The sequence below is a fragment of the Streptomyces sp. 8N616 genome (genome assembly GCF_052246385.1).
Lineage (GTDB): Bacteria > Actinomycetota > Actinomycetes > Streptomycetales > Streptomycetaceae > Streptomyces.
Window position 1 is genome coordinate 40842 of record NZ_JBQQBY010000024.1, and the last position, 20058, is coordinate 60899.

Below are 20058 nucleotides of genomic sequence, written 5' to 3' on the forward strand. Positions count from 1 at the left end.
CACCGCTCGGGCGTACGTCAAGGGGGTGAGCTGTGGATTTGTGACCCCGGGCGGTTGCCCGGCAGGCCTTGACCCGCCGCGCCACGGCCCCGACCATGTTGCGTATGACCCACCCTGTTGTGCAATACGCATCAACGGAGGAGGAGAGATGTCCCCTCGACCACTCCCCGGCCGCGAGTTCGTCCTCACGCTCTCGTGTCCCGACCGGGCTGGGCTCGTCCATGCGGTGACCGGCTTCCTGGTACGGCACTCCGGGAACATCCTGGAGAGCAGGCAGTTCGACGACCGGTTGCAGGACCGCTTCTTCATGCGGGTGCAGTTCGGCGTCTCGGACCCGAACACTGCGCTGGAAGAGTTGCGCCGCGGTTTCGTCCCGGTGGCCGAGGTGTTCCGGATCTCCTGGCGGCTGTACGACGCGTCGGCCCCGACCCGCACTCTGATCATGGTGTCCAAGTTCGGCCACTGCCTCAACGACCTGCTGTTCCGCCGGAGCACCGGCGCGCTCAACATCGATGTCCCGGCGATCGTCTCCAACCACCGCGACGCCGAGCCGCTCGCGGAGAGTTACGGCGTCCCCTTCCACCACATCCCGGTGACGGCGCAGACGAAAGCCGAGGCGGAGTCGCGTCTGATGGCGCTCGTCGAGGAACTGGACATCGGCCTCGTGGTGCTCGCCCGGTACATGCAGATCCTTTCGGACGATCTGTGCAAGCGGCTCGAAGGGCGGGCCATCAACATCCACCACTCGTTCCTGCCGGGCTTCAAGGGCGCACGGCCGTACGTGCAGGCGCACGAGCGCGGCGTCAAGCTCGTCGGAGCCACCGCGCACTACGTGACCCCCGACCTGGACGAGGGCCCGATCATCGAGCAGGACGTCGTCCGCGTCGACCACTCACGCGACCCCGACGATCTGGTCACCATCGGCCGGGACGTCGAGGCACAGGTCCTCGCCCGCGCGGTGCAGTGGCACAGCGAGAGCCGGGTCATGCTCAACGGCAGCCGGACCGTCGTCTTCCGCTGAGGCCCCGCGCCGACGGCGCTCAGGCGCCGAGCCGCTCAGCATGGCCCGGCGCCAACGCTCCGTCTCCGCGACCTGGTTGAACTTGAACCCTCTCCCCCGCAAGCGGGGGAGATTCCTGACTCACGCTGCTCTCCCGCTCGACGAGTGAGGGAGTCTGACGCGATCAACGCCAGCCGGGTCGGAACCTGCCCGGTGCCCTGAAAGACAAAGGTGTTGCACTGCACTGGGTTTGGTTCTCGCCCGGCGCACACCGACCGTAGCGCCTCGGGACGCTCCGCGACCGCGCTTTGGCGATGCTCCGCATCGCCGTGCTCAGGAGGCGATTCCTCCCCGGCATGAACGCCGGGGCATCCTCGCCAGACGGCAGGTGAACGGGTGCAGGCCCACGACCCGAGCCCCCGGCCGCGGTGAGCGCAGCGGCGCTGCCGCAGCAGCCGGTCCGGGGAGTAGCCGCCCGGCACAGGTTGCTGACGATGTAGCCGGCGTGGCTCTGCTTGTCCCACATCGCCTGGACGGTGATGTCGTCGTCGATATGCGGATGGCGCTCCGGATAGCCGGTGATGCCGACGTGGCCGAACGGGCTGCCCAGCTCGGTCAGCCGGCGCAGCACGGGCAGGGCCGCGTCGTAGCGGCCGGCCGGCGGATCGGCGTCACCGGCCGGCACGAACACATCGTCGATGCCGGCCGCCAGGAGCCGGTCGACGACGTCTGCGAGGTGCGCGTCGTCGACGAGCTGCCGGGCGGACAGGTGCGGCACGACGCGGTAGCCGTGCCCGGCCAGCGCGACCGCCAGATCCAGGGTCGGGCCGAGGCCCTTGGCGGGCGAGGCCGTGACGGCGACCGGAACGTCGGCCGGGACGCAGCCGACCACCCGGTCTTCGGCGGACTGCGTGGGCAGGACCTCGTAGCGGACCCTGCGCAGCAGCTCCGGCAGGCCCCCGGCGAGGGGGACCTGCACGGCGCATCGGGGATACGGCACGGGCCGCATGTGAGATGGCCTCGCCTTCTCAGGCGGGTCCGGGGCGCTGCCCGTGCTCGGCGGGCGTCTGCTGGGCGGGCTCCCGGACGACGGGCTCCTGGCCGACGGGCTCCTGGCCGACGGGCGGCTGCTCGCCGGGCCGGTGCCGGTAGAACTCCGCCGTCGAGGGCGGCAGCGGCTCGTTGCCCAGAATGAGGTCGGCCGCTTTCTCGGCGACCATCATCACCGGCGCGTAGATATTGCCGTTGGTGACATACGGCATGACCGAGGCGTCCACGACGCGCAGTCCGTCCAGGCCGTGAACGCGCAGCGTCCCCGGATCCACCACGGCCGTCTCGCCGGTGCCCATCTTGCAGGTGCAGGACGGGTGCAGGGCCGTCTCGCCCTCCTTCGCGACCCAGTCGAGGATCTCCTCGTCGGTGGCCACATCCGGCCCCGGGGAGATCTCTCCGCCGTTGTAGGGGTCCAGCGCGGCCTGCCCGAGGATGTGGCGGGCGACCCGGACCGCCTCGACCCACTCGCGGCGGTCCTGCTCCGTGGACAGGTAGTTGAACCGCAGCGCCGGGTGGACGTACGGATCCTTGCTCCTGATCTTCACCGAGCCGATGGCGTCGGAGTACATCGGTCCGACGTGCACCTGGTATCCGTGCCCGCCGGACGGCGCAGAGCCGTCGTAGCGGACCGCGATGGGCAGGAAGTGGAACATCAGGTTGGGGTACGCGACGTCCTCGTTGCTGCGGGCGAAGCCGCCCGCCTCGAAGTGGTTGGTCGCCCCGGGCCCCTTGCGCAGCAGCCACTGGAGCCCGATCCACGGCCGGTGCCGCCACTTCAGATACGGCTGCATCGATACGGGCTGCTTGCAGGCGTACTGGACGTACACCTCCAGGTGGTCCTGCAGGTTCTCCCCCACCCCCGGCAGGTCGTGCACCACATCGACGTCCAGCGCCCGCAGTTCACCGGCGTTGCCGACGCCCGACAGCTGGAGCAGCTGCGGTGAGTTGATCGCGCCGCCGGACAGGATGACCTCGCCCGCGCGCACCTGCCGTGGCGCGCCGCGGCCGCGGCGGTATTCGACGCCCACGGCGCGCTTGCCTTCGAAGAGCACGCGCGTGACGAAGGCCCGGGTCCGCACCTCCAGGTTGGGCCGGTTCATGACCGGGTGGAGGTAGGCGCGCGCGGCGGACAGCCTGCGGCCGCGGTGGACGTTGCGGTCGAAGGGCGCGAAGCCCTCCTGGCGGTAGCCGTTGACGTCGTCGGTCAGCGGGTATCCGGCCTGCTGCGCCGCCTCGAGGAAGGCCGGGAAGAGCGGATTGGTGGCCGGGCCGCGCTCGAGGACCAGGGGTCCGGAGTGACCGCGGAACGCGTCCTCGGGGCCGGCGGCGAGACAGGTCTCCATCCGGTTGAAGTACGGCAGGCAGTGCGCGTAGTCCCAGGTCTCCATCCCCGGGTCGGACGCCCAGCGCTCGTAGTCCATGGGGTTTCCGCGCTGGAAGATCATCCCGTTGATGCTGCTGGACCCGCCGAGCACCTTGCCGCGGGCGTGGAAGATCCGCCGGCCCTGCATGTGCGGCTCCGGCTCCGACTCGTACTTCCAGTCGTAGAAGCGGCTGCCGATGGGGAACGGCAGCGCGGCCGGCATGTGGATGAAGACGTCCCAGCGGTAGTCGGGCCTGCCCGCTTCCAGGACCAGCACGCGGTTGCCCGGATCCGCGGAGAGCCGGTTCGCCAGAGCACTGCCCGCCGAGCCGCCGCCGACGATGACGAAGTCGTACTGCGTGGCCACCATTGCTGCCTCGTCTCTCCCTTGGGGCACTCCCCGGCTACTGCTGGGGGACCCGACCCGGGCCGCCCGGCCCAGGGGGACTTCGGCCGGGTGCCCCGAGCCGTCGATACGCCGGGCATGCTAGCGTGAGTAGCGCCATACGCACTAGGTTGCGAACAGCGCAACCTGCACTCAAGGGTCCTCCGGCAGTACCACCCATGGCCTGTTCGTTACCGCGCGTATAGTTGCACCATGAGCAACCACAGTGCAGCTGTCGACAACGCAGCCCAGCCTGCCGGAGGGGTGCAGTCCGTCGATCGCGCGGTCAGCGTCCTGGAGATCCTCGCCCAGCGCGGCGAGGCCGGTGTCAGCGAGGTTGCGGCGGAGATCGACGTCCATAAATCGACCGCGTTCCGCCTGCTCGGGGCGCTGGAGTCACGCGGACTCGTCGAGCAGGCGGCGGAGCGCGGCAAGTACCGCCTCGGCTTCGGCATCGTGCGCCTGGCCGGTGCGGTCACCGACCGTATCGACATCACCCAGCAGGGCCGGCCGGTCTGCGAACGCCTTGCGGAGGAGATCGGCGAGACGGTCAACATCGCCATCCTCCAGGAGCACTATGCGATCAACCTGTACCAGGTGCGCGGCCCCGGAGCGGTCACCGCGCACAACTGGGTGGGGCAGCTGACGCCGCCGCACGCCACCTCCAGCGGCAAGATCCTGCTGGCCTATCTGCCGGCCAAGGAGCGTGCGGAACTGCTCGCGAAGACCGGCATGAAGAAGGTGACACCACGCACCGTGACCGCCAAGACCCGGCTCGAGAAGTCCCTCGCCGAGGCGCGCGAGCGCGGGTACTCGCTCACGCTGGGGGAGTTCGAGGTGGGGCTGCACGCCATGGCCGCGCCCATCCGCTCCCGGTACGGCGATGTCGTCGCCGCCATCAGCGCGTCCGGGCCCGGCTACCGCTTCACCGAGGAGCGCATGCACGAGCTCGCCCCGCTGCTGCTCGAGGGCGCGGAGGAGATCAGCCACCGCCTCGGCTACCTCGGCTGAGCCGCCCCATGGAGCCGCCGCCCACGACGCTCGGCGTCGGCGGGCCCCTGCCCCTGAACCGAAGACCCGTCGGCAGCACGGGCGCTGCCCGGGTCAGCGCCTGCCGAGCCGGGTGAGCACCCATGTGTGGAACGCGCCGATGTGGTGCTCGCTGGGCACCAGGACGCCGCCCTTGGCGTACAGGCGGGAGCTCATGGCCGGCTGGCAGCGCTCGCAGGCGGCGAAGTCCTGCCGGTTCACGCGGTCGAAGAGCTCGACGGAGCGGCTGACGTCCCTGCCGCTGTCCACCACGTCCTTGAGGTACAACCAGTCGCACTCGACGACCGTGCGGTCGGCGGCGACCGGGAACATCCGGTGGAAGATCACGTGGTCCGGCACCAGGTTGATGAAGACCTGCGGCTTGACCGTCATCGCGTAGTACCGGCGGTCCTGGTCGTCGGAGACCGTGGGGATGCGGTCGAGCCCTTCGGAGCCGTCGACGGTGAACCCCTTGACCTCCGCGCCGAACGCGGCACCGTGCCCGACGAAGTACTGCGCCGCGTAGCCGTCGGCGAACTCGGGGAGCACCTCGGTGAGTTCGGGGTGGATCGTCGCGCAGTGGTAGCACTCCATGAAGTTCTCGACGATCAGCTTCCAGTTCGCCCCGACGTCGTAGACGATGCGGCGCCCGAGCTCGAGACCGGCGATGTTGTACCGGTCGATCGCCCCGGTGTCGCCGAGCCGCGCGACGACGTCGCCGACCACCTGCTCCTCGAAGGAGGGCGGGGCGTCCGCGAGGCAGACCCAGACGTAGCCGAGCCACTCCCGGACCGCCACCGTCACAAGCCCGTATTCCGTACGGCCGACGTCCGGCATCTTCGTGAGGTTGGGGGCGGCCACGAGCTTGCCCTGGAGGTCGTACGTCCACGCGTGGTACGGGCACTGGAACGCCCGCTTCACCTCGCCGGACTCCTGCGTGCACAGCTTCGCGCCGCGGTGCCGGCACACGTTGAAGAAGGCGCGCACGGCGTTGTCCCGCGAGCGGGTCAGCAGGACGCTCTCGCGCCCCACGTCCACGGTCCGGAACGCCCCCGGCCCGGCCAGCTCGGAGGCGCGGGCCACGCAGAACCACATCGACTCGAAGATGTGCTCCTGCTCGAGGCGGAAGATGTCCGCGTCCGTGTAGAAGCCGCCCGGAAGAGTGGTGATCAGGCTCTCGGGCAGGCCGGTTGTTGTCACAGTGCACTCCTCGCAGAAGACGTCGTCGGGTCGGGTCGTCAGGGGGCGGTGAGCTGCCGGCGCCAGCGGGTGAACTGCCGTGCCTGGTCGACGCCGAGCACGGCCACCGGTCGGCCCGCGCGCCGGTAGACCGCGAGGAAGCTGCGGTCGGACGCCGCGCCCTCCTCGACGGCGACGCTGTCGGCCTGCGCGGCGTGCCCCGCGAACTGGATCCGTACGCCGTACTGGTCCGACCAGAAGTACGGCGGGCGGGGCGGGGCGGGCGCGGCCGTGCCGCCGGAGAGCAGGGCCGCCACGGCCGCCGCCGGGCGTTCTCGCGCGCCGGTCCAGTGCTCCACCCGGCGGTGGGTCCCGACGGCGGGGTCGTACCAGGCAGCACAGTCGCCGACCGCGACGACGCCGGGGACGCCTGTGGCGCCGGCCGCGTCGCACCGCACGCCGTTCTCCAGCGGCACGCCGGATCCCTCGAGCCAGTCGGTGCACGGGCGGGCACCGACCCCGACGACGACGGTGTCGGCCGGGATGCGGCGGCCGTCCCGGAGCAGGACCGCGCCCACCCGCCCGTTGCCGACGACGCCTTGGACCCCGGTGCCGCACAGCAGCCGGACGCCGTGGTCCGCGTGGAGCGCGGAGACGACGCCGCCCATCTCCGGTCCCAGCGGGCCCGCGAGCGGCGTCGGCGCCGCCTCGACGACCGTCACGTCGAGCCCGAGTCCGTACGCGGTCGAGGCCACCTCGGCGCCGATGAACCCGCCGCCGATGACGACCAGGCCGCCGCCGCGCGCCAGGTCGTCGCGGAGCGCGCGGGCGTCCTCGACGGTGCGCAGCACATGCACCCCCGCGAGACCGTCGCTTCCCGGCAGGGTCCGCGCCGCCGCCCCGGTGGCGATCACGACCCCGTCGGCCCTGACCTCGCGGCCGTCCGCGAGCCGCACCGAGCGGTCGCCGCGGTCGAGCCCGGCGGCCCGCGCGCCGAGCAGCCACTCGGCGCCGAGGTCCTCGCCGTCCGCCTCGAGCCCGAGGCCGTCCTCGTCCACCTTTCCGGCGAGGAACTCCTTCGACAACGGCGGCCTGTCGTACGGGCGGTGGGTCTCGTCGCCGATGATGACGAGCCGCCCGTCGTACCCGTGCTTGCGCAGCGAGCGGGCGGCCGAGAGACCGGCGAGCGAGGCGCCGACGACGGCCACGCTCCTCACGCGACGCCTCCGCTGAGGCGGGCGACGGCGCAGGGCGGGAGGTTCGGCACGGCGTCGGACAGCAGGACGTAGATCACGCCGTCCTCGACGAGGACCTGGTGCGTGCGGACCGGAAACCTGGCCGGGGGTGCGTCCACGCTGCCGGTGCGCAGGTCGAATTTCGAGGCGTGCAGCGGGCATTCGACCTCGCACCCCTCGAGCCAGCCGTCGGAGAGCGCGGCGTCCTGGTGGGTGCAGGTGTCGTCGATCGCGTAGACCTCGCCGTCCTCGGTGTGGAACACCGCGACAGGGGGGTCGGTCTCGAGCCGGTAGGCCTCGCCTCGCGGCAGATCAGCGAGACGGCACACGGGAATCATCATGACCACCTCGGTGCGTATAGCGAAACAGGATGCGAAGAACGCAACGCCAGTGTGAGGGTGCCCCTATGCCTTGTCAAGAAGCCGAAATCGACGCGGAACGGCACGCGCGGCGTTTACTGTCACGCAACTTTCTGCGCAGCAGGAAACAACCCTGTCGCACGGAACTCGCCGTGACGATCGGGGTCTTCTCCCTCGTCACGGCCGGATGCGGGCCGTGGGGAGCCCGTACTGCGGAGAGCCTCACGGTCGGCGTCCCGGGGCGCCGACGCGCTGGAAGCGTCGGCGCGCTGGAAGCGTCGGCGCGCTGGGATGCGCCGGGACGGCCGCGAGGCCCCGTCAGCCGACGGCCGCGGGGCCTCTGTCAGCCGCGGGTCACCGGCCTCGGGCGACCCAGTCCTCGAGATACGGGGCCTCGGCGCCGATGCTGGTCGTCTCGCCGTGGCCGGTGTGCACGACCGTCTCGCCCGGGAGCGTGAGCAGCCGGTCGCGGATCGACGCGATGATCGTGCCGAAGTCGCTGAACGAGCGCCGCGTAGCGCCGGGCCCTCCCGCGAAGAGCGTGTCACCGCTGAACAGCGCGCCCAGCTCCGGCGCGTACAGGCACACCGCGCCCGGCGCGTGCCCGGGCGTGTGGAGGACACGCAGCGCAGTCCCCGCGACCTCGAGGACATCGCCGTCGGCCAGGGCGCGGTCGGGCTGCCGGTGCGGGTGCACCAGCTTCCACAGCACCTGGTCGTCCGGGTGGAGGAGTACGGGCGCTCCCGTACGGTCGGCGAGGGCGGGGGCCGCGTCCACATGGTCGTTGTGCGCGTGGGTGCACACGACGGCGGCCAGGCGGCGGTCGCCGACGGCAGTCCGGATCGCGTCGGCGTCGTGTGCGGGGTCGACGACGAGGACCTGATCGTCGTCTCCGACGAGCCACACATTGTTGTCGACCTCCCACGTGCCGCCGTCGAGCCGGAAGGTCCCGCTGGTGACGAGGTGCTCGATGCGCAGCGCGCCGGCCACTACAGCACCACCACCGAGCGCAGCACATCGCCGTGGTGCATCTTCTCGAAGGCCTTCTCGACGTCCCCGAGCCCGATCGTCTCGGAGACGAAGGCGTCGAGGTCGAAGCGCCCCTGCAGATGGAGATCGACGAGCGTCGGGAAGTCGCGCGAGGGCAGACAGTCGCCGTACCAGCTGGATTTGAGCGCGCCGCCGCGCCCGAAGACGTCGAGGAGCGGCAGCTCGATCTTCATCTCGGGGGTCGGGACGCCGACGAGCACGACCGTGCCCGCCAGGTCACGGGCGTAGAACGCCTGGCGGTAGGTTTCCGGGCGGCCGACGGCCTCGACGACCACGTCCGCGCCGAACCCTCCGGTCAGCTCGCGTACGGACTCCACCACATCGGCCGTGGAGCCGTTGACGGTGTGGGTGGCGCCCATGCTCATGGCCCGTTCGAGCTTGCGCTCGTCGATGTCGACGGCGATGACGGTGGTCGCACCGGCGATCCTCGATCCGGCGACCGCGGCCATCCCGACGCCGCCGCACCCGATGACGGCGACCGAGTCGCCACGGCCCACGGCGCCGGTGTTGACCGCGGCCCCGAAGCCGGCCATGACGCCGCAGCCGAGCAGGCCGGCGGCCGTGGCGGGGGCCCGGGGGTCGACCTTGGTGCACTGCCCGGCGGCGACCAGGGTCTTCTCGGCGAACGCGCCGATGCCGAGCGCGGGGGCGAGCGGCGTGCCGTCGAGCAGCGTCATGGGCTGGGTCGCGTTGTGCGTCGCGAAGCAGTACCAGGGCTTGCCCTTGCGGCAGGCCCGGCACTGGCCGCATACGGCACGCCAGTTCAGGATGACGAAGTCGCCGGGCGCGACGTGGGTGACGCCCTCCCCGACTGCCTCGACCCGGCCCGCCGCCTCGTGCCCGAGGAGGAAGGGGAAGTCGTCGTTGATGCCGCCTTCGCGGTAGTGCAGATCGGTGTGGCAGACGCCGCACGCCTCGACCTTCACCAGCGCCTCGCCCGGGCCGGGTTCGGGTACGGAGATCGTCTCGACCGAGACGGGCTCGCCCTTCTGTCGGGCGACGACTGCGCGGACCTCGTGAGCCATGGGTACTCCTCGTCGTGGGCGGATCCCTGGGCTTCTGCGTATTCCTATGTTGTTTCCTCATGCGGTACGTGTCTCTTAGCTCGCAACCGCAAGGGCAACATTGAGGAGGAAACGCCCACGGGTCAAGGGTCGCGTCCGGCCAGTCCCCGGCCAGTCCTCGAACGCCCCGCCCCTCGTCAGTCCGCGGGGACCGGCGGGCGCTTGAACATCCGGGTCGCGGTGATCTCGCCGTGCACCGTCTCCTCGCCCGCGGCCCGCTGCGGCAGCCCGGGGCGCAGATGCTCCTCGACGCTGATGTACTTCAGCCCCGCCCGCAGGTCCGCGTCGTTCCGCAGCCGGATGACCAGCGGGAACTCCGCCAGCGCCGTGGTGTCGAACAGACCCGTCGTGTAGAGCAGCTGGACGCCGAGCGCATCCGCGACGGCCCGCTGCAGCTCCAGCAGATACGTGGCGTTGGCGCGGCCGATGGGGTTGTCCAGGAAGAGGGTGCCCGCGTGGCGGTGCTTGTCGCGGCCGCGGTCGTTGCTGCGCAGCGCCGCCATCGTGCAGTACAGCGCGATGGCCGCGGTCAGCAGCTGCCCGCCCGAGAAGACGTCGCCCATCTGCCCGACCGGGACCCGCTCGGCGCGCAGTACGGCGTCCGGCTTGAGGATCTCGACGGACACGCCCTTGGGTTCGAGGGCCGCCGCGACGCTGCGCAGCAGCAGGGACATGCCGTCCCTGCGCAGGTCGGAGTTCTTGCGTACGGCGGCCCGGGTCGCCTCGTCGATGACCTCGCCGAGCCGCTCGGTGAGCGTGGCCTGATCCGGGTCGTCGAAGCGGATCCGCAGGAACTCCTGCCCCGACCACTCCCCCAGCCCTTCGGGGAGCCTGGAGAGCCGCTGCGCCGAACGGAGCGTGGCGAGCGAGGAATCCACCAGGCCCCGGAGCCGGTCGACGATGCTGTCCCGGTTCCGCTCCAGCTGCACCAGCTCGCCGGTGAGGACGCGCAGCCGGGGCGCGAACGCCTCGGCCCAGGCCGCCGCGTGCTCGGGCAGCGCGGAGGCGGGCAGCTCGCGGATCTGCTGGCGGGCGGGGGTGCGGACCTGCTCGTAGCGGGTGGAGTTGGCGTGCCGTACGAGCACGTCGCTCGCGTCGCGCACGGCCGACTCGGCGGACGAGAGGTCGGCCCCGCAGCCGCGCAGCGAGCGGCGGGCCTCGGCAGCGGCCTGCCGCGCCTCCTCGAGGCCGCCCCGGTACGGCTCCGGCGTCTCAGCGTCCTGGTCCCCGGCCTGAGCCTGGGCTTGGGCTTGGGCTTGGGCCTGGTGGCCATCCCGCAGCAGATCGCGCAGCAGCGCGGCCAGTTCGTCGAAGCCGCCCGCCGCGTCCTCGGCCGCCCGGTGCTCGCGCAGCAGTGCGGCGTACGCGGCGCGGGCCGTCTCCAGGTCGTCCGCACGGGCCGCAAGCTCGGCGGTGGCGACCCGCAGGAGCTCCTTCGCGTGCTCGGCGTCGCCCGGGACCATCGTCTCCGGCAGTTCGGTGTGGGCGTCCCCTTCGGCCGGTGCGTGCCGTTCGGCCTCGCCACGGAGGCGGCCGAGCTGCTCGCTGGCGGTGGAGGCCCTGGACTCCAGCATCTGTACGAGGGACTCCGCGCGGGCTGCGGCGGCCTGACGGGACGGGCCGTCTGCGCCGTCGGTGCCTTCGAGGAGCTGGGCGGCGCGGGTGCGGACCTTGTTGGTGAGCCGGTCGAGTTCGGCGAGGGCCGCGCTCTCGTCACTCTCGGCCCTGGCCTGCTCGGCGCGCAGGTCGGCGCCGACGCCCACCTTCTCGTACAGCTGCGAGGCCGCGCGGTACGCCTCGCGCAGCGCGGGCAGCGCGGCGCCCGCCGGGGCCGCGTCGGCAGGGGCGTCCTCGGGGGCGCCCGCGATCTCCGCGCGCTCGGCGCGCAGGGCGCGGGCGGTGCGGCGCGCGTCGTCGGCCGCGCGCTGCGCGGCCCTGCGGTCCTCGTCCGCCGCCCTGGCCCGCTCCAGGCAGGCGGCGGCCCTGGCCTCCGACTCGGCGGCCTCGTCGGCCAGTTCGCGCAGCCGCGGCTGCCAGGACGCGCGCTCGCGGAGCCGGAAGGCCAGCCCGGCCAGGGCGTCGGCCGCGCGGCGGGCCCGCTGTGCGGCCTCCTGCCGCTCGTCGCGGACCCTCGCCGCCTCGGCGGCGACCTCGTCCGCCTCGGCACGCGCCGTACGCGCCTCCGCCAGCTCCCGCTCGGCGCTCTCCGCGGCCGCGCGTGCCGTACCGGCCGCCTCGGCGAGCTCGGCCAGGCGGCCGGGCGGGCAGCCCGTACGCCAGGAGGCGAGCCGCGCGGCGAGCGCACGGTCGGTCGCGAGCCGGGCGGCCAGCGCCCGGATCTCCTCGTCGCGCGCGGTGGCGCGGGCGCGCAGGGCCAGCCGCTCGTCGTCGGCCGCGCGCTCGTCGTGCATCGCCGGGTTCGGCGGTACGAGGAACACTCCGCCGTCCTGCGCACCGGGCCCCGGGGTCGGCGCGAGCAGCGCGGCGGCGGTCCCGACGGCGACGGTGGACCGCGGCAGGAGAGCGGCCCCGGCGAGGACTTCGCGGGCGCGGGCGTGCGTATCGGGATCGGTGATGACCACGCCGTCGACGAGCTCGGGGCGGGCGGCCATGACCGCGGCGTGGTCGGCCGGGTCGACGGCCTGGGCGAGATACCGCCAGCCGGGCAGGGCGGGGATGCCGTGCTCGCCGAGGTACTCCACCGCGGCCAGCACGTCCGGCCCCGGCGGAAGCAGCCCGCCGTCGCCGAGCGCCCCGAGAATCCGGGCGTCGTCGGCGGCGGCGGTGCGCAGCTCGAAGAGCTGCCGCTCGGCGGCCGCGACGGTCTCCTCGATCACGTCACGGAGCGCCTCGGCACTCCGGTCGAGCTCCTCGGCGCCGAGAGGGCCGAAGTCGGCGTCCGCGGCGCGAGGGCCTGCACCCGCGGTCGGCCGGCCCGGACCAGCGGGCACCTCCCCGGCGCCGGAACGCCCGCCACCGCCTTCCGCGCCGCGGGCTGGGAACTCATCGGCGCCGAGCCCGCCTGGGCGGGAGGACGCGCCGCTGTCGGACGAGTCGGCACCACGGGCGTCCGGTTCCCCGCCCCCGGCGCCCCGGGATCGGTCGGCAGCACCGGCCGTGTGAGCTCCCGGAGTTGGGGGGTCACCGACCCCGTCCCCGGCCCGAGCGCGGCCATCAGCAGCGGGCCCACCGCCGTGAGCCCCGGCCGTGCGAGAGGACGCGCCGCTGCCGAATGCCCCCGCGCCGGAACCCTCCGTGCCGCGATGGCCGCCCCGCGCCCCATGCGGCCGTCCTGCCCCCATGCGGACGCTGTCCTCGGCTGAGCTGCCGTCAACCCCTGGCGAACTCCCTGTCTCATCCGCGTCCGCGCCGCTGATTGCTCGGACATCGGGGTCATCGGGGTCATCGGGGTCAACCCCGGCCCCGCCTGGGGACGCACCGATTCCAGGGCCCGCGGCGCCCCCACCGGCGCCCGGATCCGCCCCGTGCGGGGAGGTGCCCGTGCCGGGCGAACCTGTGCTGCCCGGCTGCCCGCCCCGGGCTCCGAGGAGCTGGTCCGCCCGCGCACGGTGGCCGTCCTCGGCTGAGCGGCCGTCAGCCTCGGGCACCCCCGGTGCTCGGCCGCCGGCGGCCCCGGGTCCGGCCGCGCGCGGCGAGGTCCCGGCGGTCGACGGGTCCGCGCCGGAGGCGTCCGCGGTGCCCGGGGTCCCGGTGCCCGCGGCTTCGGACGCGACGACACGGCCACCGTGAGCCTCGCCCGTCGGCATTCGATCGCCATCGGCTGAGTAGCCGTCAGGCGTCTGCGGGCCGGCGCCGTCTGCAGCGCGTCCGTTGGCGTCGGCGGACGCCACGTCCGAGGGCGTGTCGGCGGTCGAGGGAGCCACAGCCCGCGCGTCGGTCCGGTCGGCGGCGGCGGGAGCCTCGGCGCGTGCGACGCGTCGTGACGTGCCGTCCGTGGACGCGTGGGTCTGCCTGCCGTCCTGGCCGTCAGTGCCGTCAGTTGTGCGTCGGCGAGGTGGGGTCACCGTGCCCTGGCCTTCGCCCGGAGCCCCGCCGCGGCGGGGCCGGGGCACAGGGCCCAGCGGGGTGTTCGGGAGGCTCAGCAGTTCCGCCAGGCGCTCCTCCGCGCCGAGGGACTCCGCCGCGCGCCGCTCCGCCGCGTAGGCGGACTCCGCCGCCTCGGCGGCGTCCGCGGCGCGGGCCGCGGCCAGTTCTGCCCGGCTCTGGTCCGCGGCCGCCTCACTGGCGCGGTCCGCGGTCTGACGGGCCGTCTCGCGCGCGCTGTCCCACGCGGCGACCGCCGACTTCTCGGCGTCGCTCGCCGCGAGCGCCGCGCGGGCCGGGTCCGCGTCGGGCGCGGTGGGGGCACCACCGGGCGGTGGCTGCGGGACGTCGAGCCAGCCCGCGCGTACCGCCTCCGCGGTCTCCTGCTCGACCTCGGCGAGCCGCTGCCGCAGGTGCTCCGCCTCGCTGCGGGCGCGCTGGGCCCCGGTGGCCGCGGCCGTCGCGTCGCGGTGCGCCGCCTCGCCCGCTTCCTGAAGGGCGGCGGAGCGCTCCTCCTCCTCGTTGGCGAGCCGCTCGCCGTCCGCCGCGGCGGCGTGCAGCGCCCGTACGAGGTCGGACGCGGCCTTCGCGCGGGCGGCCAGCGCCGGGGCCGCGTCCCGCTCGGCCTCGCGGATCGCCGCGGCCACGCGCGCGGAGCGGTCGGCGGCGGCCCGGTGCCGCAGCACGACTTCGGCGGCCTGCCATGCGGCGTGCAGCGTCCGCGCGTCGGCCAGCTCGCGGCGCTGCGCCGCGGCGGCCTTCTCGCCCTCGGCGAGCGCCAGCGAGGCGTGCCGGTAGGCGAGTTCGGCCGCGACGAGGCGGCTGCGGCCCCTGGCTTCCTCGGCCTCACCGGCGGCGTCCGCAGCCGCGGTCACCTGCTGGGCGAGCTCGGCGGCACGCCCGCGCTCCTCCGCGCCGCGGGCGGAGAGCCTGCGGGCGAGCGTACGGGTGCGGCGCTCCGCCCCGGCGTGCACCCCGCGGGCCCGCTCGCGCTGCTCCGCGGCCTCGGCGATACGGGACAGCAGGTCCAGCGAACCGGCCGTGAAGTCCCGCTCCGCGGTCAGCTCCGCCCGTCGGCCCAGCTTGTGCGCGAACCCGTGCACGAGGTCGGCGAGCCCGTCCGTGTCCCGGGTGTCGGTGACGGCCCGCAGCAGCAGATCGGTGAAGTCGGAGTCGTTCTTGACGGCGAAGAGACCGGCCGCCTCGCCCTCGTCGGCGTTCATCTCCCGCTGGTAGCGGAAGAGTTCCGGGTCGAGGCCGAGGTCGCCGAGGTGCTCGTTCCAGCGCTCGTGGATCTCCTCCCAGACGACGTCGAGGTTCGGATACGCCTTGCCGGCCTCGGCGATGGCGTCCCGGAACCCCTTCATGGTGCGGCGGCGGCCCCGCGCCCCGGACACGCCCTCTACGGGGGGCCGTACGGCCGTGGCCTCGGCGACCGGCAATGAGTCGAGGGACATCCCGGGACCGGGCCGGAAGGAGTACCACGCCTCGGCGAACTTCCGCGGATCGCCCGAGACCTGCCGGCCCCGCCACTCGCTGACCTTGCCGACGACCACGCACTCGCCGGTGACGGTGTGCTGCCACTCCAGAGCGACGTGCCCGCAGTCGTCGGCCAGCAGGAACTTGCGCAGTACGCCGGAGCTTGCGCCGCCGAGGGTGTTGCGGTGACCCGGCAGCATGACCGAGAAGATCAGCTTGAGGAGTACGGACTTTCCACCACCGTTCTCCAGGAAGAGCACGCCCGCGGGCGCGGGCCTGCGCGGCGGTCCCGTGGGCTCGTCCTCGAAGAAGTCCGCCTGCGTGGGGGCGGGGCTGGCCACGGGCTCGCCCACGCCGCGCAGGTCGAGCACGGTGTCGGCGTAACGCGCACCGGCAGGCCCGATGGAGTAGAGGCGGACCCGGGACAGCTCGTACATGGCGGCGGACTCTCGTTGTGGTCGTGTTGTGGTCGTGTTGTGGTCGTGAATTCGGAAGGATGAGCTTCGGAAGGGTCAGCTGTGGAACGGCAGACCGGCGTCCGCGACCAGGCCGAGGTCGTCGGTGTCGTCGGGCGGGAGCAGCGTCGCGGTGCCGTCGCTGACGGGCACGATCCCGAGCTCGAGGAGCTCGGCCATGGCGGCGCTGCCCGCCATGTCGCGGACCTGCAGCTGATAGCGCGCGGTCGTGCGGTACGCGCCTCCGGCGTCGTCTCCGGTGCGCTGCAGGAAACCGGAGTCGGTGAGGAAGGCGACGGCCTTGCCGACGATCCCGGTGGTCGAACCGGCCAGCCGCCGCGCGTCCTTGGTGGCACCGGTGGCACTGCGGCGGGCCCACACCCGCCAGGCCGCCTCCAGGCCGGGGGCGTCGGTCGTGGGGTCGGTGTTCTCACCCGCCGCCTCGGCCCGCTCCTCCAGACGGCGGCAGGCCTGGCGTACGAACGCATCGACGCCGTTGACCGTGATCCGTCCGACGTAGCCGTCGTCGGCGAGGTCGTCGGGGCGGGGGAAGGCCAGGGCGGCGACGGCGAGATGGGCGAGTCCGTGCAGAAAGCGGTCTGCGGAGTCGGAGGAGGCGCGACGCGCGTAGTCGCCCATGCGGACCGCGAAGACGGAGTCCTCGGCGGCGGCCACGGCCATGCCGGCGCGCGTGGACACCTCGAGGACGACGAGGCCGAGCCCGGCGGCTACGGCATCGGCGAGCCGGGCGAAGGCGGGGTCCTCGCGGTGCCGCCGCAGCAGCTCGGCGTACTCGGCGTCGCGCGCGGGGATGAGCTTGGGCTGGAGGCCGAAGGCGACGAGCCGGGCGGCGTCGGCCGCGTCGGCGGGCGTGACGGGTCCGCCGGATCCGGCGGACCCGGGGTGCGATGGATCGCGCCCGGGACCGCCCGTGGCATACGGCCCGGCCACGGGCAGGGCGCCCGACTCCCGCTCCCCGGCGGAGTACGGGACGTCGTCGGCGTCGTACTCGGCGGTCACAGCTGTGGCTCCTTCGACGGGTCGTAGCTCAACACCTACGCCACCTCCGCGCGTTCCGCGGCCATGCCCGCCGCGTCCAGCAAGGCCGTGCCGACGATGAGGTCGGCGCCGCCGAACTCGGCGTCGTCCAGCTCCGTGCCGTCGTCGACGGCGAACAGCAGCTGCTGCTCGCCCTGCCGGTAGGCGGTGCCCACCGCCGGGCTCGCCGCGTGGACCGCGAGGAGCGCGACGAGGTACGGGAGTTCGGAGTCGCGGCGGCGCGCGTCGGCGAGCAGCCCGGAGAGGCGGCGCGGCGCATCCGCCGGGAGGTCGAGAAGCTCCAGGGCGGCCGCCAGCTGCTCCTCGCTGAACCGGCTGTCGTCCGGCGTGGCGACGAGATCGGGCTCCGGCATCTCCGCGCCGAGGTGCTCGCGCTCGACCGGCGGGGTCAGCAGCAGGTCCACCAGGTCCCCGACCCGTACCGCCGGCGGGGTACGCAGGCCCGTGCCGCGCGCGAAGAACGCGTCGGTGACCCGGGTCGCCCGCTCGACCGGCAACGGCAGAACCGGCGCCACCAGCTGCCCGTAGAGGTCGATTCCGGCACCGGCGGCAGCGGCGCCGGCGAACGCCTGCCGGTCCTGCTCGGCCCGGAACAGCGGCCCCGCCTCCAGCAGCCGGGACTGCAGCTGGGTGTGGCGGCGGATGCAGTCCTTGACGATGTCGACCAGCTCGGCGGCGCGCCGCTTGTGTTCAGCGTCCTCCGCCTCGTCCCGCGCCCGGCGGATGTTGGTGAGGATCGCGTTCTCATGGCGGTAGCGGTCCGCGACGTGGTCGAGAGCCTCGGCGATCATGTCGGGGACCGCGGACAGCCAGTCGACGGCGCGCACGTTGCGCCGGGTCGCGTCGAGCGTCCTGCGAAGCGTCTCCGCGTACTGGACCGTGCGGTAGCGGGCCTGCTCCGCGGCCAGTTGGGCGTCGGCGAGGCGGCCGCGGCTGATGAGCACCTCCAGCTTCACCTCGGCGGCGATCTGAGCGCTGGTCACATCGGTGTCGAGCGCGCCCACCAGGACGTTGACCGCCTCGTCGGTCGTCCGCAGATACACGCCGCCGCCGGGGCCCGGCACTTCCTCGATGAGCTTGAAGTCGTAGTCGCGCCGCACATAAGCGCCGTCGGGCCCGAACGTGCCGTAGACGGCGCGGAATCCGCGGTCCACGCTGCCGACGTTGATGAGGTTCTCCAGCACCCAGCGGGCCACCCGTTCATGTTCCGCGGCGGGCCTGGCGGGCGCCTGGGCGGCGGCGCGCGGCAGCAGCCTGGCCACTATCTGCTCGTGGTCGGCGCCGGTGTCGAAGTCCATGTGGAGCGTGACGAGATCGATGGCGGCGAGCGCGAGCTCCGCCATCGCGTAGACCGAGTACTCGCCCGCGAGATTGGCCTTGCGCGCGTCCAGATCGTGCAGCGGGGCGGTGCAGGCGAGGGCGCGCAGCCGCCGGGCCAGCCCCTCGTCGGCGGCCGGGCCGGGTGCGGGCCGGGCCGCCGAGCCGGGCTGTGCCCCGCTGAGCTGGGGCGGAGCGAGGTCCGAGGCGTGCGAAGTCACGACGCACAGATTAGGTCCTCGCACTGACATCGACCGAAACGGCACGGATGGGGCGACGGATGGGGCGACGGACGGGGCGGCGGCCGCGGCGGCCCGTGACCGGCGTCACCGCGACGCCCGGCGAGGCGGACGCTAGGCTATTGTTCAACAATCCGATGCGTACATCTGTACGGTCCTGCTCGGTCCCCACAACCCGGGAGGTCCCATGGAGACCGCCGGCACCGCCTCCGGTGCCGCGCAGCGCGTCGCCGACGTGCTGCGCGAGCGCATCGCGCGCGGCACGCTGCCGCCCGGCACCCGCCTCTCCGAGGAGTCGCTCGGCTCAGGGCTCGGTGTCTCGCGGAACACGCTGCGCGAGGCCTTCCGGCTGCTGGCCGACGGCCGCCTGGTCGTGCACGAACTCAACCGCGGCGTGTTCGTCCGGGTGCTCGGCCCCGGCGACGTGATCGACATCTACACGACCCGGCGCGCCCTGGAGACGGCTGGGGTTCGCGCCGCCCCCAACGCGCCCCCTGAGCGTTTCGGCGCACTCCGCCAGGCCGTCTCGGCCGCGGGGGCCGCGGCCGAGTCGGGCGACTGGTCCACGGTCGGCACCGCCGACCTCCACTTCCACCAGGCGCTCGGCGGGCTGGCCGGAAGCCCCCGCATCGACGAGTACCTGACCCGGCTGATGGCCGAACTGCGGCTCGCCTTCCTGGCGATGCCCTCGCCGCGCGACCTGCACGAGCCGTTCCTGCGCCGTAACCGGCTCATCGCCGCCCTGCTCGAATCGGGCGAAACCGACCGGGCGGAAGCCGAGTTGGAGCGCTACCTCGGCGACGCCCAGCAGATGATCCTCGACATCATGATGAAGGCCGATACGTGACCGCGACCGCCCCAGCCACCGCCGCCTCCCCCGCTCCCGCCGCCTCCCCCGCTCCCGCCACGGCCACCGCATCCCCGCCCGTCCTCGACCTCAACGCCGACCTCGGCGAGGGCTTCGGCCGCTGGACGCTCACCGACGACGAGGCCCTGCTGTCCGTCGTCACCAGCGCCAACGTGGCCTGCGGCTTCCACGGCGGCGACCCGTCGACGATGCGCCGGGTCTGCGAGCTGGCCGCCGAGCGCGGCGTGGGCATCGGCGCCCAGGTCTCGTACCGCGACCTGGCGGGCTTCGGGCGCCGCGCGATGGACGTGCCGCCCGACGAGCTGGCCGACGAGATCGCCTACCAGATCGGCGCGCTGGAGGTCTTCGCCCGCTCGGCGGGGGCGCGCGTCCGGTACGTCAAGCCCCACGGCGCGCTCTACAACCGCACCGTCCAGGACGAGGAGCAGGCAGCGGCCGTGATCCGGGGAGTGCGGCTCGCCGGGGACTCGCTCCCCGTCCTCGGGCTGCCCGGATCCCGGCTCCACGAAGCGGCCGCAGAGGCCGGACTGCCGGTCGTGGCCGAGGCGTTCGCGGACCGCGCGTACACCGCCGCGGGCACGCTCGTACCGCGCCGCGAGCCCGGCGCCGTCCTCACCGACCCCGGCGAGGTCGTGGCCCGCGCCCTGGGCTTCGCGCAGGACAGAGCCGTGACCTCGGTCTGCGGCCGCCGTGTCGAGGTGGAGGTCCGCTCGCTGTGCCTGCACGGAGACACCCCGGGAGCCGCCGCCCTCGCCCGACGCGTACGGGCCGGACTGGAGGCCGCGGGCGTGCGCGTGGAGGCGTTCGCATGAGGGGCTTTCGCGTGAGGGGGCTTTCGCGTGAGGGGGGCTTTCACATGACGCGAGCGTTGAGGAAGGCG

General features: G+C 73.6%; 14 protein-coding genes. 4 read left to right on the forward strand and 10 right to left on the reverse strand.

Features of this window, described 5'->3' with window-relative positions; genetic code table 11:
• Positions 1 to 148: 148 nt before the first annotated feature.
• Positions 149 to 1021, forward strand: coding sequence for a formyltetrahydrofolate deformylase (gene purU, locus ACTWQC_RS22140; RefSeq protein WP_443317516.1), 873 nt, complete (start codon positions 149 to 151; stop codon positions 1019 to 1021).
• Positions 1022 to 1184: 163 nt separating this feature from the next.
• Here purU and ACTWQC_RS22145 read toward each other — a convergent pair whose 3' ends face one another.
• Both ACTWQC_RS22145 and betA read right to left on the reverse strand, forming a co-directional pair.
• On the reverse strand, positions 1185 to 2000 hold the full coding sequence (locus ACTWQC_RS22145; protein WP_443317517.1) for a hypothetical protein: 816 nt from the start codon (positions 1998 to 2000) through the stop codon (positions 1185 to 1187).
• 28 nt (positions 2001 to 2028) lie between these two features.
• Positions 2029 to 3786, reverse strand: coding sequence for a choline dehydrogenase (gene betA / locus ACTWQC_RS22150; RefSeq protein ID WP_443317518.1), 1758 nt, complete (start codon positions 3784 to 3786; stop codon positions 2029 to 2031).
• Between the two features lie 228 nt (positions 3787 to 4014).
• Between betA and ACTWQC_RS22155 the strand changes: the two genes are divergently transcribed.
• Positions 4015 to 4812: an IclR family transcriptional regulator gene (locus ACTWQC_RS22155; protein ID WP_443317519.1), complete on the forward strand. Its 798-nt coding sequence runs from the start codon at positions 4015 to 4017 to the stop codon at positions 4810 to 4812.
• Between the two features lie 93 nt (positions 4813 to 4905).
• Here the strand turns inward: ACTWQC_RS22155 and ACTWQC_RS22160 are convergent, their stop codons facing one another.
• The 8 genes from ACTWQC_RS22160 to ACTWQC_RS22195 all read right to left on the reverse strand — a co-directional run bounded on the left by ACTWQC_RS22160 (position 4906) and on the right by ACTWQC_RS22195 (position 18322).
• Positions 4906 to 6030, reverse strand: a complete 1125-nt coding sequence (locus tag ACTWQC_RS22160; protein WP_443317520.1) for an aromatic ring-hydroxylating oxygenase subunit alpha — start codon at positions 6028 to 6030, stop codon at positions 4906 to 4908.
• A gap of 38 nt (positions 6031 to 6068) precedes the next feature.
• Positions 6069 to 7226, reverse strand: a complete 1158-nt coding sequence (locus ACTWQC_RS22165; protein ID WP_443317521.1) for an NAD(P)/FAD-dependent oxidoreductase — start codon at positions 7224 to 7226, stop codon at positions 6069 to 6071.
• Complete coding sequence (locus ACTWQC_RS22170; RefSeq protein ID WP_443317522.1) at positions 7223 to 7585, reverse strand: bifunctional 3-phenylpropionate/cinnamic acid dioxygenase ferredoxin subunit; 363 nt, start codon at positions 7583 to 7585, stop codon at positions 7223 to 7225. The genes ACTWQC_RS22165 and ACTWQC_RS22170 overlap by 4 nt, the downstream gene beginning before the upstream one ends.
• Before the next feature lie 372 nt (positions 7586 to 7957).
• Positions 7958 to 8593, reverse strand: coding sequence for an MBL fold metallo-hydrolase (locus tag ACTWQC_RS22175; RefSeq protein WP_443317523.1), 636 nt, complete (start codon positions 8591 to 8593; stop codon positions 7958 to 7960).
• Positions 8593 to 9678 (reverse strand): S-(hydroxymethyl)mycothiol dehydrogenase, encoded by a 1086-nt coding sequence (locus tag ACTWQC_RS22180; protein ID WP_443317524.1) that lies wholly within the window; start codon positions 9676 to 9678, stop codon positions 8593 to 8595. The genes ACTWQC_RS22175 and ACTWQC_RS22180 overlap by 1 nt, the downstream gene beginning before the upstream one ends.
• A gap of 176 nt (positions 9679 to 9854) precedes the next feature.
• Entirely contained in the window at positions 9855 to 15677 is a 5823-nt protein-coding gene (locus tag ACTWQC_RS22185; protein ID WP_443317525.1) for a hypothetical protein, read from the reverse strand.
• A gap of 75 nt (positions 15678 to 15752) precedes the next feature.
• The gene (locus ACTWQC_RS22190) at positions 15753 to 16652 is read right to left on the reverse strand and encodes a hypothetical protein (RefSeq protein ID WP_443317590.1); all 900 of its coding nucleotides are present in this window, start codon (positions 16650 to 16652) and stop codon (positions 15753 to 15755) included.
• Positions 16653 to 16750: 98 nt separating this feature from the next.
• A complete protein-coding gene (locus ACTWQC_RS22195) occupies positions 16751 to 18322 on the reverse strand; it encodes a hypothetical protein (protein WP_443317526.1) in 1572 nt (523 codons plus the stop codon).
• 175 nt (positions 18323 to 18497) lie between these two features.
• Here ACTWQC_RS22195 and ACTWQC_RS22200 point away from each other — a divergent pair, with 175 nt between their 5' ends.
• Both ACTWQC_RS22200 and ACTWQC_RS22205 read left to right on the forward strand, forming a co-directional pair.
• On the forward strand, positions 18498 to 19157 hold the full coding sequence (locus ACTWQC_RS22200) for a GntR family transcriptional regulator (protein WP_443317527.1): 660 nt from the start codon (positions 18498 to 18500) through the stop codon (positions 19155 to 19157).
• Positions 19154 to 19990 carry a LamB/YcsF family protein gene (locus tag ACTWQC_RS22205; RefSeq protein ID WP_443317528.1) on the forward strand — a complete coding sequence of 279 codons (837 nt, stop codon included), beginning with the start codon at positions 19154 to 19156 and terminating at the stop codon, positions 19988 to 19990. Before ACTWQC_RS22200 ends, ACTWQC_RS22205 begins: the two co-directional genes overlap by 4 nt.
• Positions 19991 to 20058: the final 68 nt, after the last annotated feature.